Origin of the sequence: Natronomonas salinimetallica (assembly GCF_013839515.1) — an archaeon.
In the GTDB taxonomy this organism is placed as follows: domain Archaea; phylum Halobacteriota; class Halobacteria; order Halobacteriales; family Haloarculaceae; genus Natronomonas.
The window spans coordinates 1-16,447 of record NZ_JACDNQ010000009.1 but is presented as its reverse complement, the minus strand read 5'-3'; the positions used below and the strand labels follow the sequence as shown (position 1 = coordinate 16,447).

At 58.8% G+C, this 16,447-nt stretch carries 12 protein-coding genes and 2 pseudogenes; 11 read left to right on the top strand and 3 right to left on the bottom strand.

Annotated features, from left to right (window positions below; translation table 11 throughout):
- The first annotated feature begins 513 nt into the window (after positions 1-513).
- From HZR14_RS08770 to HZR14_RS08760, 3 genes are read left to right on the top strand one after another with little or no spacing between them, the layout of a single operon-like run.
- Complete coding sequence (locus HZR14_RS08770; RefSeq protein WP_181692492.1) at positions 514-2,571, top strand: PD-(D/E)XK nuclease family protein; 2,058 nt, start codon at positions 514-516, stop codon at positions 2,569-2,571.
- Positions 2,568-3,473, top strand: a complete 906-nt coding sequence (locus HZR14_RS08765) for a RecB family exonuclease (protein WP_181692491.1) — start codon at positions 2,568-2,570, stop codon at positions 3,471-3,473. The genes HZR14_RS08770 and HZR14_RS08765 overlap by 4 nt, the downstream gene beginning before the upstream one ends.
- Positions 3,470-6,922 (top strand): ATP-dependent helicase, encoded by a 3,453-nt coding sequence (locus HZR14_RS08760; RefSeq protein ID WP_181692490.1) that lies wholly within the window; start codon positions 3,470-3,472, stop codon positions 6,920-6,922. The genes HZR14_RS08765 and HZR14_RS08760 overlap by 4 nt, the downstream gene beginning before the upstream one ends.
- 253 nt (positions 6,923-7,175) lie before the next feature.
- Here HZR14_RS08760 and HZR14_RS08755 read toward each other — a convergent pair whose 3' ends face one another.
- Positions 7,176-8,387, bottom strand: coding sequence for a glycosyltransferase family 2 protein (locus HZR14_RS08755; protein ID WP_181692489.1), 1,212 nt, complete (start codon positions 8,385-8,387; stop codon positions 7,176-7,178).
- A gap of 486 nt (positions 8,388-8,873) precedes the next feature.
- Between HZR14_RS08755 and HZR14_RS08750 the strand changes: the two genes are divergently transcribed.
- The gene (locus HZR14_RS08750; protein ID WP_181692488.1) at positions 8,874-10,265 is read left to right on the top strand and encodes an ATP-binding protein; all 1,392 of its coding nucleotides are present in this window, start codon (positions 8,874-8,876) and stop codon (positions 10,263-10,265) included.
- Positions 10,266-10,286: 21 nt separating this feature from the next.
- Here the strand turns inward: HZR14_RS08750 and HZR14_RS08745 are convergent, their stop codons facing one another.
- Complete coding sequence (locus tag HZR14_RS08745) at positions 10,287-11,579, bottom strand: RNA-guided endonuclease InsQ/TnpB family protein (RefSeq protein ID WP_181692487.1); 1,293 nt, start codon at positions 11,577-11,579, stop codon at positions 10,287-10,289.
- A gap of 457 nt (positions 11,580-12,036) precedes the next feature.
- On the opposite strand from HZR14_RS08745, the gene HZR14_RS08740 reads away from it, so the two are divergent.
- The 6 genes and pseudogenes from HZR14_RS08740 (at position 12,037) to HZR14_RS08715 (ending at position 15,087) form a co-directional block, all read left to right on the top strand.
- The gene (locus HZR14_RS08740) at positions 12,037-13,401 is read left to right on the top strand and encodes a restriction endonuclease (protein ID WP_181692486.1); all 1,365 of its coding nucleotides are present in this window, start codon (positions 12,037-12,039) and stop codon (positions 13,399-13,401) included.
- A 128-nt stretch (positions 13,402-13,529) separates the two neighbouring features.
- Positions 13,530-13,766 (top strand): annotated as a pseudogene (locus HZR14_RS08735) (hypothetical protein); the annotation flags it as partial.
- Positions 13,744-14,007, top strand: a complete 264-nt coding sequence (locus HZR14_RS08730; RefSeq protein ID WP_181692485.1) for a DUF8150 family protein — start codon at positions 13,744-13,746, stop codon at positions 14,005-14,007. The pseudogene HZR14_RS08735 and the gene HZR14_RS08730, both read left to right, overlap by 23 nt.
- A gap of 205 nt (positions 14,008-14,212) precedes the next feature.
- A complete protein-coding gene (locus tag HZR14_RS08725; RefSeq protein WP_181692484.1) occupies positions 14,213-14,443 on the top strand; it encodes a hypothetical protein in 231 nt (76 codons plus the stop codon).
- A 9-nt stretch (positions 14,444-14,452) separates the two neighbouring features.
- A pseudogene (locus HZR14_RS08720) lies at positions 14,453-14,593 on the top strand (PIN domain-containing protein); the annotation flags it as partial.
- Positions 14,594-14,739: 146 nt separating this feature from the next.
- A complete protein-coding gene (locus tag HZR14_RS08715; RefSeq protein ID WP_181692483.1) occupies positions 14,740-15,087 on the top strand; it encodes a DUF8158 family protein in 348 nt (115 codons plus the stop codon).
- A gap of 2 nt (positions 15,088-15,089) precedes the next feature.
- On the opposite strand, the gene HZR14_RS08710 is transcribed toward HZR14_RS08715, so the two are convergent.
- Entirely contained in the window at positions 15,090-15,395 is a 306-nt protein-coding gene (locus HZR14_RS08710) for a helix-turn-helix domain-containing protein (RefSeq protein WP_255479214.1), read from the bottom strand.
- 141 nt (positions 15,396-15,536) lie between these two features.
- Here HZR14_RS08710 and HZR14_RS08705 point away from each other — a divergent pair, with 141 nt between their 5' ends.
- Positions 15,537-16,361, top strand: coding sequence for an IS5 family transposase (locus tag HZR14_RS08705; protein ID WP_181692482.1), 825 nt, complete (start codon positions 15,537-15,539; stop codon positions 16,359-16,361).
- The last annotated feature ends 86 nt before the right edge of the window (positions 16,362-16,447 follow it).

Sequence of the window (16,447 nt, the reverse complement as noted above, 5' to 3'; positions counted from 1 at the left end):
CGACCGGAACGCCCCCTCGGGCCGCCCCCGGCAGTAGACGCCGGGATCGGAGCGTGCCGGAGACCGGCGTTCGTGGACGGACCACCGTCTTCCGAGGCGGCGGCCCCGCCCGCAGTCGCCAAATCGAGTGCGTCTCTCCGGGTGCCGTCCGGGAGCGAATATGTTCCACTATTGCTGTCGGCGTCCCTGTATGCGGCGTCTCCGTCGTTGTTGCGGGAGTGTCAGTGCGCTGTCCGACGGGCTGTGTGAACTCGATTTCAAGGACGACGGGCGGATCGTCGCTGATTTCTCGGCACATCTGGACCAACAGCAGTGCTGGGAGTTCCAGAAGGCCACGCCACCCCATCGGGTGGGTATTTACGCGCCGGCGGTTCAGTTTGAAAGCACGAACAGGTTCCAGCATTGGATCGATGAGCCCAGTGTCATTGAAGATGCACGACGCGATACCGAGACAGCCGCTGACGACACCGGTGTGCTGTCTCGGGTCACGCGGCTCGTCCGAGGATAATAGACATGTCTGATCACTCATCTCACCGGCGGTTCGACGGGACGTTAGTCACGGTACCGTTCGGGGGCGAAAACGTCGAACGAACAGCGCGAAACGAATACCGAATGCTTCTCGACGAGCACGATTCAGAGGATGTGCTCGTCATCACCGGTGCGCCGACGAGTGCGGACACGTTCCGTGAAGCGTTAGGTGAGGAACTGCCGGGCGCAGCGACGCCGTACGTGACGTCGTCGGTGGTCCACGCGACCGATGTCCTCAACCAGACCGATGACCGCGTCATTCTCTCCGACGCCCTGCGGCGGGAACTCCTATACCGGTTCCTCGAAGACTACGAGTGGGACACGGAGTACCTCCAACGGGCGTCTGCGCAACCGTCGTTCATTGAGGACGTGGATGCCGTGATGGGCACGATCTCCTGGCAGATGGTCACGCCTGACGATACTCCGGAACTCCGTGACATCACGGCTGCGCTTGACGCGTTCTACGGCTGGCTCGCGGCGCACGGGCACATGGAGCGCGGGCAACTCATCTCGGAAGCGCTCGATGTTCTCACCGGGGATGCCCGCGGCGACGTCGTTGATTTCGACGCGGTGCTCGCAGTCGAGTTTGAGGAGTTCTTCCCGCTTGATCGCGCGTATCTCGACGCGCTCGCGGGAGACTGCGAGCTCGTCTGTGTCGCCGAAGAGAACGCGAGTGTGCGCCGGACGTGGGTCGAGACAGGGCCAGTCACGGACTACGTCTCGTTCAGCGAATCCCGACGTGGGGCATCGGGGACGCCGTCGACGCGACCAGCTGCAACGGCAGCCTATTTCGCCGAAGAAACGGTCAAGGAAGATCCGGATGCCGGGTCGGTGTCCGTCCTCGCCACAGACTCCGGTGACGAACAACTCGCCGAGATTGCGAACGAGATCGAAGCGCTCGTCGCGCAGCCGGACTGGGGGTACGACGACATCGCTGTCGCCACGAAGCAAAGCGGGAGTGCTGTGACGGACGCTATCGAAGCGTTCGAAGGCACCGGGATTCCGACGGAATCGACAACCGTCACCGGGTTCGGTGACGATCCTGCGATTCGGGAACTCCTCGCGGCCGTCCGGTACTTCGCCGACGAGGAAGATGATGGGCCCGACCACGGTCCGGAACTCGATACGGACCGCTTGGACCGAGTCAGCGAGACGGACAGCCTCGAAGACGCGATTCACTGGTGGGCGACGGACGCTGGGTTGAAAGAGCGGATCGCGGAACGGGCGGTCCCGTTGGATGCACGGGCGCAGTTCGGGAACGTCCGACGGGCGTTCCGGATGGCCGGGTTCCTCGAAGAGACCGAGTTCGTGGATGCGACGTGGAAGTCGTTCAAGCAGATGCTCGAACGCGCTCACGAGTACGCACCACAGCAGAATCAGACGAGTGCGACGGACCTCGACGGCGGGGTCCGCGTCGATCACTTGCAAGCGATTAAGAACGAGTCGTTCCGCGCGGTGTTCCTCGTGAATCTCGTCGACAGCGAGTACCCGGGCGACCCGTTCCTGACACGGTTGTTCCCGAGCGAGCGAGTCGCGTCGATGCTGGACTACCCCGGTGTTACGGAACTGGATGGAGCGGACGTGGATACGACGTTCCCGACGACGTCGACGGCGTCAGGACGACCGTTCGCGCAGTACCACGCGGAGCACGCGCGGCGACGGTTGGCTGTCGGTTCGGGTGCGGCGGCGGAGCGGCTCTACTGTTGTCTCTATGAGTACGAAGACACGGCGCTCGAAGAGCGTGCACAGGCGTCGCGGTTCCTCACAGCAGCGTATGCGGATCTTCCGTGGGTAACCGAGGCCGATGAGCCACAGGTTACGAGCGAGCAAGCGGCGGAGCAGTACCTGCTGTCGCGGGTCGACGACGCGCTTGCGGAGGTGCGGCGCGCGAACAGTCAGGACGTGACGGTGTCGCTCGACGAGGTCGAAGCGGAACTCGGAGAGATTCAGGACGTGCTCGATAAGAGCGGGGCGCGTGGGGAGGAGCTCCGCAAGGCATTGCGTGCACGTGTCGAGTTCGCTACCGGGGAGGTGCAGCGATGAGCTCGGAATCGCTCTCTCCGTCGCGGTTGGCGAACTACGCGACGTGTCCGCGGTTATACGATTACCGGTACGTACAGGGCGTGAACGCGCCGGACCGTACAGAACTGTATCTCAACCAAGGGACGATCTACCACGAGACTATCGAGGACGTGTGTGATGCGACTGACCGCGATGACGACCCGGAGACGATACACAACCGGGCGATGCAGGTCTTCGATGCGAAGTGGGACGAACACAGTACCCCGGATGACTACGAATCCGCTGCGCATCAGGAGTACCAACGAGCTGAGAACCGCGCTGCCATCGCGTCGTTCTTCGATCCGGACGGCGGTGATGGGATCGAGCACGCTCGCTACTCGGTCGCTACGGAATGTTGGGTGGAGTGCGAAGTGGATGGTCGAGAACTCCACGGGAGAGCTGACAACGTCGTCCGGACTGATGACGGGCTGCACATTTTCGACTACAAGCGGAACACGGACGGGGTTCTTTCGTCGGGGACGGCCGAGTACCTTGGCGACCATTTCGACGGAGAGGCCCACGAACCGAAGCGGGTTCGGAACGCGTTCCAGACGGCGACATACGTCGAAGGCGTGAAGAACGAACCGTTCTACGAGGACGGGATGGAGGTTCGGTTCAGTTTCTACGGGATCCTCAACAGCACGTCGTTCGAGAGCACCCCGAGCGGATACGACGTGTCCGCGCGTGGCTGGCCTCGGGAAACCACGGAAATATATGAGAACCACTACGACACGATTTGGGCGCTCATCCGGGAGGCCCACGATGGTATCACGGGTGAGACGTACGAGCCGGAACCGCTCGACCTTATTACTGAGGAGGCGTGCCCGGACTGCGACTATCGAGAGATGTGTGCTGACCGACTGTCCACGGAGGTGCACCGATGAGCGACGAGTCCGAGTACCCGTCGTGGTTCCCGGTGCCGGAAGAAGACGTGTCCCCAGAGCCTCAACAGCGGACAATCATCAACTCCGACGCGTACCCGATGCGTGTCCTCGCCGGTGCAGGGACGGGAAAGACGTTCACGATGGTGCGGAAGATTGAGCATCTCATCGACGAGGAAGACGTCTCGCCGGACCGGATTCTCGCGTTGACGTTCACGAACAACGCGGCGGACTCGATGCGGGAGAAACTCAACGCGAAACTCGGGACAGCAGGGTACGACATCGACGCGTACACGTACCACTCGATCTGTAACGAGATCCTCACCGACTACGCCTACGAAGCCGGGATCGACCCGGACTTCGAGGTTGCCACGGACGCCGAGAAGTACGCTATCGTACTGGACGTTCTTGACGACATCGAGTACCGGTCGGTCAAACCGAACGTGTACGGCAGCGACGGGTACGCGTCCGGAGCCGCGTCGAAGCTGCTCAACTTCATCGGGTCGATGAAGCGCAGCGGCATCTCGCCGGACGACATCGACGCGTTCCTCGGGCCCGCCGACCGCGTCTATGACCTCGCCGACCTGCCGGAGCGCATCGAAGCAATCGCCAGCGACCATCTCGGTGGCCGGTCCGTGGCAAGCGTGCTGGACTCACTTCCCGAGGTGCGCGATGAACTCGCCGCGGAACGCGACGGGTTGGGAACGGACGGGATCGAGGCCAGCACCCGTGATTTCCTCGACCGGCTCGTCGACCTGTGTGACGCGCTTGAAACCGCGTTCGAGGCCCACGAGGCTGGCGAGCGTGACCTGCCAGACAACGTGTACAAACTCCCGAAGTACCTGTTCGGCGGGTACGCAAGCGGTGCGCCGAAAGGAATCCCGGACGATCTTGGCCTCGAACTCACGGACCACCTCGACTCGTTCGTGTCCGACTGTCTTGCTGCCCGAGATCTCACCGCCGGGTACGCTGCGTACGAGCGAGAACTGGACGAGCGAAATCTCATCGACTTCGACGGCCTGGTGGTCGAGACGGCTGCGCTGATGGACTCGTCGGTCGGCGAGGAGATCGCCGAGCGGTGGGACTACGTGTTCTGTGACGAGTTCCAGGACACCGACCGGCTGCAGTTCGATCTCGTCACGTCCCTCGTCACCGACGATAATCTGTTCGTCGTCGGCGACGACGATCAGGCGATCTACGAATGGCGCGGCGCGAACGTCGCCAACATCACCGACGAACTCGACCGCGCATTCGCCGCACTCGAAGATGAACCGTTAGAAGAGAACTTCCGGTCCCGACAGCCGATCCTCAACCTGGCGAACGAAGCAATTCAGAAGCTCGATCACCGCGAACGACACAAGACACTGAAACGCGTCGACGAACCTGCGTACGACGGCGACACCGTCGCAACCGTCGAACTGCCGGACGAGGACGATGCGGACGGCGCGACCCAGCTTCGCACCGTCGTCCAGAATCTTCTGAGCGGCGCAGCAGACAACCTCGACGAGGCGTACGACCCGGGCGACATCGCCCTGCTTGTCCGGAAGAACGACCACGCGACGCCGGTCATCGAGGAGTTCGAGGATGCCGGCATCCCGTACCAGGTTGCTGGTGATCTGGCGACGGAATCAGTCGGCGTCGGCACCGTGACTGCCTACCTGAAGGCGCTCGCGCGGCCCGAAGACGAGGTGAGTTGGAATCGCGTCCTCCTGATGCGGTACCGGCTCTGCGACGCGGATCTCCGTACGCTCAACGCGGGCGACGACTCGCTCGTGGACACGCTGCGCGAGACGCCGCTCGACGAGTTCGAGGAACCCGACCGCGTCGCAGAAGCCCACGAACACGTCACAGAGCTCCTCGCCATCCGTGACTCGGCGTCGCTCAGTCACCTGTACCGCGAACTCACGGACATCACGAACATCGAGTGGTACCTCAGCGAACAGGAGCGCCGGGATCTCGCCCAGCTGGAGGACGTCATCGAACAATACGGTGACAGTGCTGTCCAACCACCGCTCACCCCAGAGTTCATCAACTCGCTCGAACACTACGACTCCCTGTTCGACGAGAGCGGCTCGACACCGACGAGTCAGCCGGACGTCGCCGACGACGCGGTCAACGTAATGACCATCCACAAGAGCAAAGGCCTGGACTTCCCGGTCGTCCTCACCCCACAAGTTACAGCCGACGAGTGGGCACCGAGCTCACGTACCTACGACGCACTCGAAACGGGGCTCTCGGATGGCGCGGAGGCGGCGTTCGCCGAGGACTTCGTCGAGCGTGACGCGCGTGAAACCCGGCGCGTGTTCCACGTCGGAATCACGCGCGCCGAAGACGTCCTTGTCCTCCAGGGCGGTACCGAGGACGACGACGATGCTACGGACGTGCACCCGGTTTCAGAGGCCGTCGACGAGATTCTTCCACCCCAAATCCCGTGGCAGCCAGCGCGCGGGCAGCTCCCACTCTGGACCGACGTTCAGGAGTGTCTCCCGGATGATGCGGCAGATTGGACTGACACGCTGGCGAACGAGACTGTCGGGCGCGTTGGTGGGACCGTCCAGCACGACGGCGACGAACTCGCAGTCGAAGCTGCGCGCGACCGCGTGCTAGACCTCGCAACAGCCACCCTCGACGGGGATCTCTCACCGAGAGCCGAACGAGAGACACTCCAAGTGACGTCGCTAACCGGCCCGTCGACGCCCTCGCCGCCGCTCTCGCACAGTTACACGTCGCTGGCAGCCTACGAGGAATGCCCGCGGAGCCACTACCTGGACTACGTGGTCAACGCATTCCCCGACTATCAGGACGCGACGAATGAAGCCCGGGATGGTGTTTCGCAACGTGAGATCGGGTTGCTGTTCCACGACACTGCAGAGCAAGCCGCGAACCAAGCTGTGGAACGGCGTGAGGAGTGGTACGAAATCTGTGAGCGCCTGGCCAGTCAACGCCGAGCCGAGGACGCACTCCCGGCGGCGAAACAGTGTATCGACCGGTACTTCGAGTTAGACCTCCCCAGCTACGAGCTCATCGATGCGGAACGGGAGTTCGAACTCGACATCGATGGGCACGAACTCGTCGGCTACATTGACGCCGTCTACCGGACGCCTGACGACGAACTGGTCGTCATCGACTACAAGGCGACCGAACGTCACCGCGACTTGGAGGACGATAAGCAACTCCCGATCTACCTGTTAGCGTGCCGTGACCTGTACGATGAGCCTGTCGCACGCGCGGGATATGCCTATGTTGGAAACATTGGGCCAAAAGTCGAATCCCGAACATTCAGCGATAGTGATCTGGAAGCAGTCAGAGATGACGTGACGTCGTCGATGAACGATATTGCTGCGTTCTCGTTCAGTCGGTACACTTCGGGTGAGCACTGCCGGTGGTGTCAGCACAACCAACTCCCCTGCGCGCCGGCCTCCGTTACCGTCGGTCCCGGGCTCGAGGAGTGAATCGTCGGCACCACGCGAAAACAGTTTCCCGGCTCTGTTGAAATTCTCTGCCGGTGATATATTTCACCTCGATTACGGCCAGTACAGAGGGCTCACGTATCGATCAGATCGTCGAATCACTCATTATCTGTTAAGACTGCGGTGCGAGATACAGAGCTTACAGTCAGCAGATACGAACCGTTCTTTGAATAATCCTCGGCTGAACCAACCGCTCAGTGAGTGTGCGTATTGGCCATCTACAGTAGGATGGGTACTATGGCTGACGGGGTTCGACGGGCTCGGTTTCCTCAGTAGTCTGTTCGGAATCGGTATGCTTCTCAGTGACGGCGATCTCGGCAGTCCTACTATCCTCAACTTCGGCAGGTGGCACCTTTTGGGTAACACGGAACTCAGTCGTCGGTTGAAAGATCGCCCAAAATGCACCTGCTGCGTGGATGATTGCTACCAGTGGGATAGTCACGAGCAGGGCCACTAAAACGGATGGGCGTTCGCCATAGTACCAGTATCCGAGGATAGCCCATCCGAACAGTCCCACTAACTGAAACAGAATGCCATAGCCGTAGACGACAGGGAACAGCACGACAGTCACCGGCGTCACCAGCGGCAGCGCGAGCAGTGGTGACACGAAAACCAGTCCCCAGGCGGCATTACGCATTAACGACAACAGTTGATACCGCCGGGGCAAGAGATGGGAATCACGGGCCGCCCCGGAGATCCAACGACGACGCTGGTAGATCATCTCTCGAACTGATGGCGGGGCTTGGTTCATAGCGCGGATGTTGAGAAACTGCAAGTCACACTCACCAGCTTGGAAGGCCCGCCAGACGAAGTTCGTGTCTTCAGTGACGGTGTTCACGTCCCAAGTAATCTGATCTTCAAGTTCCTTCCTGACAGCGATTCCCCCTCCCCATGCATACAATGGATAACGAAACTTCGGGAACACGGCTTGTTCCAACTGGAAACCCATCCTGAATATCTCCGCAAAGTACGTGAGCCACGAGTCGCTCCGGATCGGCTGTTCGGAAAGTTGGACAATGTCGGCATCTGGCAGCCCATAGAATTCTCGCAAGAGCGTATCCTCGTCTAAATACAGGATATACGATGCATTGCAGTTCAACTCTCGTCTAGCCCACTCCAGCGCCCGACCCTTCCGTGTGGCCTCACACTCGAACTCGGAAGGGACGACACACACCTCTGCACCATCGATGGTAATCGGTCGTTCGGCAATGACCCGAATAGTGTCCAACTCTGTGGGTAGTTGGTCGACGGTGGCTTGGACGACACGTTCAGCCGCTACGGTCATCACTCGAACCTCAACCTCTGCCGGTTCGTGCTCTATCTCCCCACGGCGAGCACGGCCAATAATCACAATCTCAATGAGCCAGAAAACCGTAGCAACAAAGAAGATCGTCAGCACTGTCCAAGCGAACAGTGTGAAAAGCAAATTCGCCAGCTGATAGTCCATTACCGTCCTTTAGGTCGCTTGTTAATAATATATTGCTCCTCATATCTTTACCAGCAGATCCAGCAAGTCGGCCACAGGATCGGTCGAGCACCAGTTTGTCGTTACGGGTCTGTGCCGGTTTTGTAACGGTCAGTAGCCTTGGGCTAACCGATCTCTGCTGGATCAGTCTCTACCAATCCAAGTACTCGCGGAATGCCAATCATCCGGTGACCGATACGCGTGCTGCATTCAGCACGACTTTCTGAAGATCTACGCAAACTGGCAGATTCCATGATAGTCAATACGTAGTTTTCAGCGACTGGCTGTTTCATCCTGTATTATGTCTGAAGAAAGGGTTTCAGCAGAGCCAGTTTCCCGTACATCCAGTTCCCATCTCGCCTGCATCCCTCGTCAGATTCGGTGTCTTGGTTGCAGTGCGAGAAACACTCCGGTGGGGGATGCCACCCGAATTCTTAAGTCATTATCGCAGTAATCATTATCCTACGTATGACCTTCTACGACCGGGAGGAAGAACTCGATACACTCACGGGTGCGGTGGAGTCCCCCGGTTCGGACTTCGTTGTCGTCTATGGCCGGCGTCGGGTCGGGAAAACGGAACTCCTCAAAGCATTCTGTGCTGACCGTCCCCACATGTACTTCCTTGCCGCGCAGGAAGCCGAGCATCGACAGCGCGAGAAGTTCCTCGAGCAAGTTGCGGACTACTTCGACGAGCGCGTCCCTCGAATCGACAGGTGGGACGAAGCGTTCGAATACCTCGGCGAGAGCCTCCAGCGGGAGGACCTTGTCGTCGTCATCGACGAGTTCCCGCACCTCGTCGACGAGAACGACTCGCTTCCATCGTACCTGCAAGCATTCGTCGACCAGGCGCTCGATGGAACGGACTCGATGCTGGTGCTCTGTGGGTCGAGCGTGAGCACGATGGAGTCAGAGATCCTGGGGCACGAAAGCCCACTGTACGGGCGACAAACGGCCCAACTCGACGTAACGCCGTTCTCGTTTCAACAGGCCCGAGAGGTCATCTCGTACGACTTCAGGGACGCGGTTCGCTCGTATGCCGTCACGGGTGGTACCCCGATGTACCTCACGCTGTTCGACTACGACCAGTCGCTCGCGGCGAACATTCGATCACACGTCCTGTCACCATCTGCGGTACTGTATAACGAACCCGAGTTTCTCCTGCGCACCGAGCTCCGAAACCCAGCCCGGTATATGAGCATCCTCGAAGCAGTCGCATTGGGCCATACGACACCGAACGAGATCTCCGGCGCAACAGGGATCGATCCGGGACCGCTCTCGAAGTACCTACAGACACTTCGCCGACTCCGCCTCATCGAACGGGATGTCCCAGTCACGGCCTCGGGGAAGAAATCGAAGCGGTCACGGTACCGGGTTGCGGACGAGTTCCTTCGGTTCTGGTTTCGGTATGTCGAGCCGCATCGATCCAGTATCGAGGAAGCACCGAAGATCGTGTACGACGGGACGATCCAACCGGACCTCCCAACGCACGTCGCAACCACATTCGAGGACATGTGTCAAGAAGCCGTCTGGGAAGGAATTCGACGCGGTGCATTCGAACCGTACTCCGAAGTCGGTCGCTGGTGGTACGGAGAAGCGGAAATCGATATCGTCGGGCTGGCACCGAACGACGACCGAGTCCTCCTCGCCGAATGTAAGTGGACGACGGATTCGGTTGGGGAAGACCTCGTCGAGAGTCTGCGAGCAAAGGCGGAGAACGTCCGATGGGGACCGTCGGATCGAGACGAGCAGTTCGCCCTGTTCTCGAAAAACGGGTTCGTCGACGGACTCGAAGCACAACTCGACGACTCGTGGTCCCTGTTCAGCGTAGCGGACATCGACGACCTACTCACGCCGTCCTGAGTGCTTCGCTACTATAGTGAACTACCCCACCCTACCGCTCGGGCTGACGCCCTCGCGCTTGAGGGTGGGGCTTCCTGTTTCCACGACGCGCTTTGCATCCACAACCAAGGACACAGGGAACGCAGTCTCCACAGGCGTTAACGAATCGCCCTGCGATTCGTTCGCACACCAGAAATCGAAGATTTCTGGGGACGTTGATTCGGAGCGTCCCGCTCCTAACTGCTTCTTCACACCGCGAGAAAGAATATTCCACGCTGCGTTCGCGTCTCTGTCCGCCTCGAACCCACACGCCGGGCAGGAGTGTTCGCGCACCCACAACGGTTTCTCGGTCGAAACGCCGCAGGACGCACACTCTTTCGTCGTTCCGCGCGGATTCACAGCAACGAAGTGCGTTCCTTCGCGTTCGCACTTGTATTTGAGCATCCGCAGGAACGTCCCCCACGCCGCACCTGCCCGGTTCCGCGAGTTGCCCGGTAGTTCGACCAACCCCTTCGCGTCCAAGTCCTCGACGGCCACGAAGTCGTACTCCCGAGCGTAGTAGTTCGAGAGCTTGTGAAGGAAGTCGCGGCGCTTGTTCTTCAACTCGGCGTGGCGTTCTGCCACGACCCGACGCTGTTTCTCCCAATTGTCCGACCCGTGCTGTTTCCGCGAGAGGTCGCGCTGTGCGCGTTCCAAACGTTCGCGTTCGTCGGACAGGTCGAGGGATTCGACGGCGGTTCCGTCGGTATCGTGGGCGTACTTGAGAATCCCCACGTCGATACCGACGCAGTTCTCGGGATTCTCCGGCTTCTCCGGCGGGTCGTCGGGCGTCTCGATGCCGAGAATGGCGTACCACTTCCCGGTAGGTTCTTGCTTGACCGTGACGGTCTTAATGTCGGCGTCGTCGGGGAGGTCGCGGTGGAAGGTGAGCGGGATTTCTCCGAGTTTTGAGAGCCACAGTCGCGTCCGACCGCCCGTGTTCTTGAGCTTGAAGCCGGATTGACTGTAGGTGAAACTGCGGTACTCGCCCGGTGCCTTCCACTTGAGCGTCCCGACGCGGTAGCCGTTCTCTTTGCGCTCTCGTAGTGTCGAGAGGTTGTCGTACAGCCGTTGCACGACCTTCTGTAGTACCTTCGAGTGAACGCCTTCCAGGTCGCTCCACCACTTCTTGAGACTCGGCAGGAGCTTCTGCTCGGAGTATGCCGAGGTGTCGTCGGTGCGGTTGAGTCGGTGGAGAAAGTGGTTGTAGACCTGTCTACAGGTATCGACAGTCCACGCTAACTGTTCTTCGAGAGCGTCGGACGGTCGGAGTCGATACCTGTAGTTGTAGTTCACGAGCGTTCTTCGATGAGTTCGTCAAGTTGTCCGCGAACGAACGACGAGAGGTTAAGATGGTTATCCTCGACCCACTCGGCTTGGTCTTCGCGGATGGTGATGTTCTTCCGCCTCACTACATACGCACTATGCGTATTTATGCGCATAGTTGTTTCGATTGCGTGGGCCTGTGGGCCGAGCGTCGAACGCGTTTGAGAACCGTGCGGCGTTGACGAGACGCGGCGTCTCGTCCGCACACAAGAGCTTCGCTCTTGTGAACGCTGTATCCCCTCCCTACTCACTCGCTTCGCTCGTTCGTTGAGGAAGGGGCCTTAGCGCCTCAATTCAGGTAAACATCGCAATTATTACACATCGATCGCACTGCCGCCGTGCGATCGAGTGTGTATTGTCTTCCGATCTCTACCATAATCCAAGGGAACGTATATACGACGAACAACCAACAAATAAAAACATCAAAATGGCTGTTCTGGACGATCTCTCCGGATTCGAGTTTGAGGACGTTATCGAGGATGTGTTCCGGAATCTTGGCTACGAGAACGTTCGACAAGCAGAACGGACGGCTGACGAAGGACGCGACATCCTCATGGAAGAGGTCGTGGACGGGACTCGCCGAGCCATCGTTGTCGAGTGTAAGCATACAGGAACTGTCGGGCGACCGGTGGTGCAGAAACTTCACTCGGCGATTGCGACCTTCGAGTTCGACGGACCGAAGCGTGGGATGGTGGTCACGACTGGTCGATTCACTAATCCGGCTATCGAGTATGCTCAGCGACTCCAGCGCAATGATGACCCGTATCCGATTGAACTCATTGACGGTGAAGACCTCCGTGAGATCGCTGACGACATCGGACTCGACCTCTACAACGGTCGAATCGAGATCCTGTGCGACGAAACGCTCCGACCGTATGACCCAGCGACGTCGGTGACTGCGCCTGTCAAAGAAGCGTTCCAAGACATCGAAAACATCCAGTCATCGAATCTTCCCGCGTCGTATTCCACCGTCACGTTCCGACCAGTCGTCGCCGTGACTGCGGATACGAACGCAGTCTTTGAAACGTCGGTTGGCGTGATTCACCGGATCAACGAACGGTCCCGGTTCGTCGTCCACGCCGAACGCGGACGCCCCCAAACTGCGTCAGATGATGTTTCGACCCTCGTGTTGGAGAACCTCCACGCGACTGTTGATCTCGACGCAGACCAGTTCGAGAGTTCGTTCGATGCAGTTGAAGATCGGCGGTTCGGGCAAACCCAGACCGAATACAAAGACTGGACCGTTGAACGACTCCGAGACCATCACACGACGACCGTCTCCTACACCGGAGACAACAACGTCACGTACACGAAAACGTGTGAACCGAATCGAGCCGACATCTCAGTACAGTCAATCGAACCGGTGTACCTGCCGCAGGTTCGTCACACGACTGACCTACAGGAGTACTCGTATCCGTACGAGTATTTCGCAGCAGGACCATCACGCGTAGCGAGCGAAGACGGAATCCACCAGTGCGTCCACTGCGACACAACAGGCACCGACAACACCTACACGTACTGTGCGAACTGCGGAAGTATCAACTGTGACTCGCACATCAAAACCGAGCGATTAGAGGACACACCGGTCTGTACCGGGTGCGCGGTGACCGAGCGCTTCGCATTCAAAACGAAGTACTTCTACGACGAGGCGAACCGAGACGCGTTCCGCGAACAGTACGAAGCCATGCCATTCTACGAGAAAGCGATGGAAAACACGCCACTCACCGTCGGCACAGTCGTTATCATCGTACTCGCCTTGCTCGGGATACTCGTCAGCATCGGTGGCCTCTAACAAGTCCTCGTGGCCGGTTCGCTACCGCTCCTCAATTTCGTCGATTGCGACCGACGCAGCGTGTCGTACCTCCTCGTTTGGATCTGTTTCCTCGATGTCTCGTAACCGCTCTAGTGCGTCTTCGGCTGTTCGACCGCGCATCCCTCGAAAACGCGATCACAGCCAGGATCGGTGATGAGGCGATCCCGATTGGGCCGTTAGAACTCCAGATCGCATACAAGCTCCACCTCAACGCACAGAAGGACATCGAGGACGCGGTTCACCTCTACACGCTCTTCGAGGAAAGTCTTAGTGTACCCCGTCTCGAAGAGTGGGTAACGCGACTCGACATCGAAGACGAATATGAGCGACTCAAACACGCGTGAGCACCTCGACGCGAAGCATAAACGCAACCGTCAGCAGCGCATCGAGGGCATCAAACGCTGGGCCGAGTACATCAAATCAGAGCCACCAGAGACGTGGGGACCGCGGCAGAACGCGGTCGTCGACGACCAACTCGATGCGACCCAAAGCGTACAGACCTCGGCGGCACATCAGCAACACGTGAAAGATGTAGCGGCCGAGATCCTCGAAGCGAGCGGCAAGTCCGACGTTGATTCGGAGTAGACTGGTGTCTGCAGAACTGCCTGAATAGTGGACTTGCACTACGTAGGTTCTCTCATGTACCCACGTATGTACGTGAGTACGTACATAGGAGTGTACCACGAGGCGAAGGTCGAACGAATCGACCGTTCAGGCGTGAGGGGGCCAAATTCGACAGTTCTGAGGTATACCGAAAGATACAGTATTCTGTGTTCGCATAGCCTTCTGTATGCCAACTATCACCGTCAACGTGGACGACGATCTCAAGAAGCGCATGGAGAGGCACCCAGAAATCAACTGGAGTGAGGTCACGCGGCAGGCCATCCAGGAGAAAATCGGGACGCTCGAAGTGATGGATGAGCTCACCAGCGAGAGCGAACTCACCGAGAGTGACGTGCAGGAGATTGCAGACAAAATCAACGAAAGTGGACGAACGCGCGTTGATGAGGAATCGGGGTAAGTTCGACGAATGAAGCTGGTCATCGACGCTAACGTCGTCATCTCTGGACTCATCGCTGATTCGAAAACGCGGGAACTCATCGTCACGCCCGAACCCGACCTTTTGACACCCGCGTTCGTCCATGGCGAAATAGAGAACTACGAGGATCTAAAGTCGCCAAAGAGAACGCTGCAGACCTCATCGAGGCTGTAAGGTTAGCGTACGAACGTCCCGCCGTCTTCATCGCCCGCCATCAGGGTATCTGAGGAGAGAATGTATCCTTACCAGTTTTAGACAACGCACTCGTACGTGTCGGTATGGATTCTGACGAGGAGTATCGTGTTCGAGAGAATACGGAGGTTCCAGCACACCCATCGGTTGATACGGTCATCAGTCGGGCGTTAGAACGAGCTGCTGATCCGCGACCAACCGATCATCCAAATGGTCATTTCGATCGGTACATCAGGGATGCTCTCGACCGATTCGGTGAAGATGACGTGGTCAACTGTATCCGTCTTACCCTTGTTGACGGCTATACGCACCGAATGGCAGGCACGGCTGCCTTCGGTGAGGAGGACTATGTCTGGGGAATCAACGTTGGTGTCGCAGCAACCGCCTACCTTCGAGAACTTCTCCAAGAGCGGGAAACAGCCCGTAATTCCTGAATTTATTCGTTAAACGCATCGCGCTTCCCCGTATCAACAAACCCTGAGTCGGTCTGTTCGACGTACCCGTACGTTTCGAGTTGCTCTAACTGCTCTACAACGTGACTCCGATCGAGACCGCGCTCTTCGGCAATCGCCTCGACCGACATCGGCTCATCCTCACTTAACACGAGTCTGACTTCCAACTCGTCCATATACTGCGCGTAGTACTCATCAACAACACCTTCGAGCGGTGTTTGTACCTCGTATTGGTCGTACAACGTATCGAGCGATTCGCGGATGTGCGTCGTGAATTGCTTTCCATCCAATAACTCGATTTGTGCTCCGATTTCACGCTCGATTGCTTCGAAGTTGCCTTGCCTTGTTTTGCCACCGACTGACGGCAGCTATAGCCGCTCTCACGGGAAGATTCCGTCAAGCTAACCGGGAAATGGACGCCGTCTGGCGATATGGTATCGCTGAGACGGCTTGCCTGGATGTGTCGAAAGCTAGCCAAACAGCACGTTGACGATCCGGACGTACCCGCCGCGCCGGACGGCGCGGGCGGGTACGCCAAGTGGGTGCAGATCGCGTTAATTCTGTATCGCGTCGAACTGGAGAAGAGCCTCCGCGAGACCGAGGACTACCTCAACGAGATGCCCGGGATCCTCGCAGTGTTCGGACTCAACGAGGCACCGCACTACAGCTCGTTCTGCCGGTGGGAACAAGAGTACCGGATGCGGGAACTGCGCCGCCTGCTCCGCGCTTCGGCGGAGCAGGCGGGCTGGAGTGGCGAAGCCGCGATTGACGCGAGTGGCTTCCAGCGTGATCAGACCAGCTACCACTACCGCGACCGCGCAAACTACTCGTTCCAGTCGATGAAGACAACGATTTTGATCGACGTGAATTCACTGGCGATCAAGGACGTTCATTTCACGACGCAGAAGGCGTGGGACGGCCACATCGGGATGCAGGTCTTCCGCCGCAACGCGGAAGACCTGCGTGTGTTGTCTGCTGACGCGAACTACTCGTGGGGAGAACTCCGTGAAGAGTGTCGCTCCGAGTCAACGCGCCCGTTGATCAAGCACAGAGAGCAAACGCCGTTGCAGAAGGCCCATAACGCCCGAATGAACGAAGACTACAACCAGCGGTGGATGAGTGAAACAGGTTTCTCGCAATTGAAGGAAGACGACGGCGAGAAGCTACGCTCCCGGAGCTGGCACGGCCAGTTCCGGGAGCTCACGCGGAAGTGCATCATCCATAACCTGACGCAGGCGGCGAGTTATAATGAGTGACGGAAGTTATGGGCATGGAATGAGACTGGAAGGTAATGAGTGGAGATCGTCGGATCGAGATTGTCCGGCATCTGGATGAAGGGGAA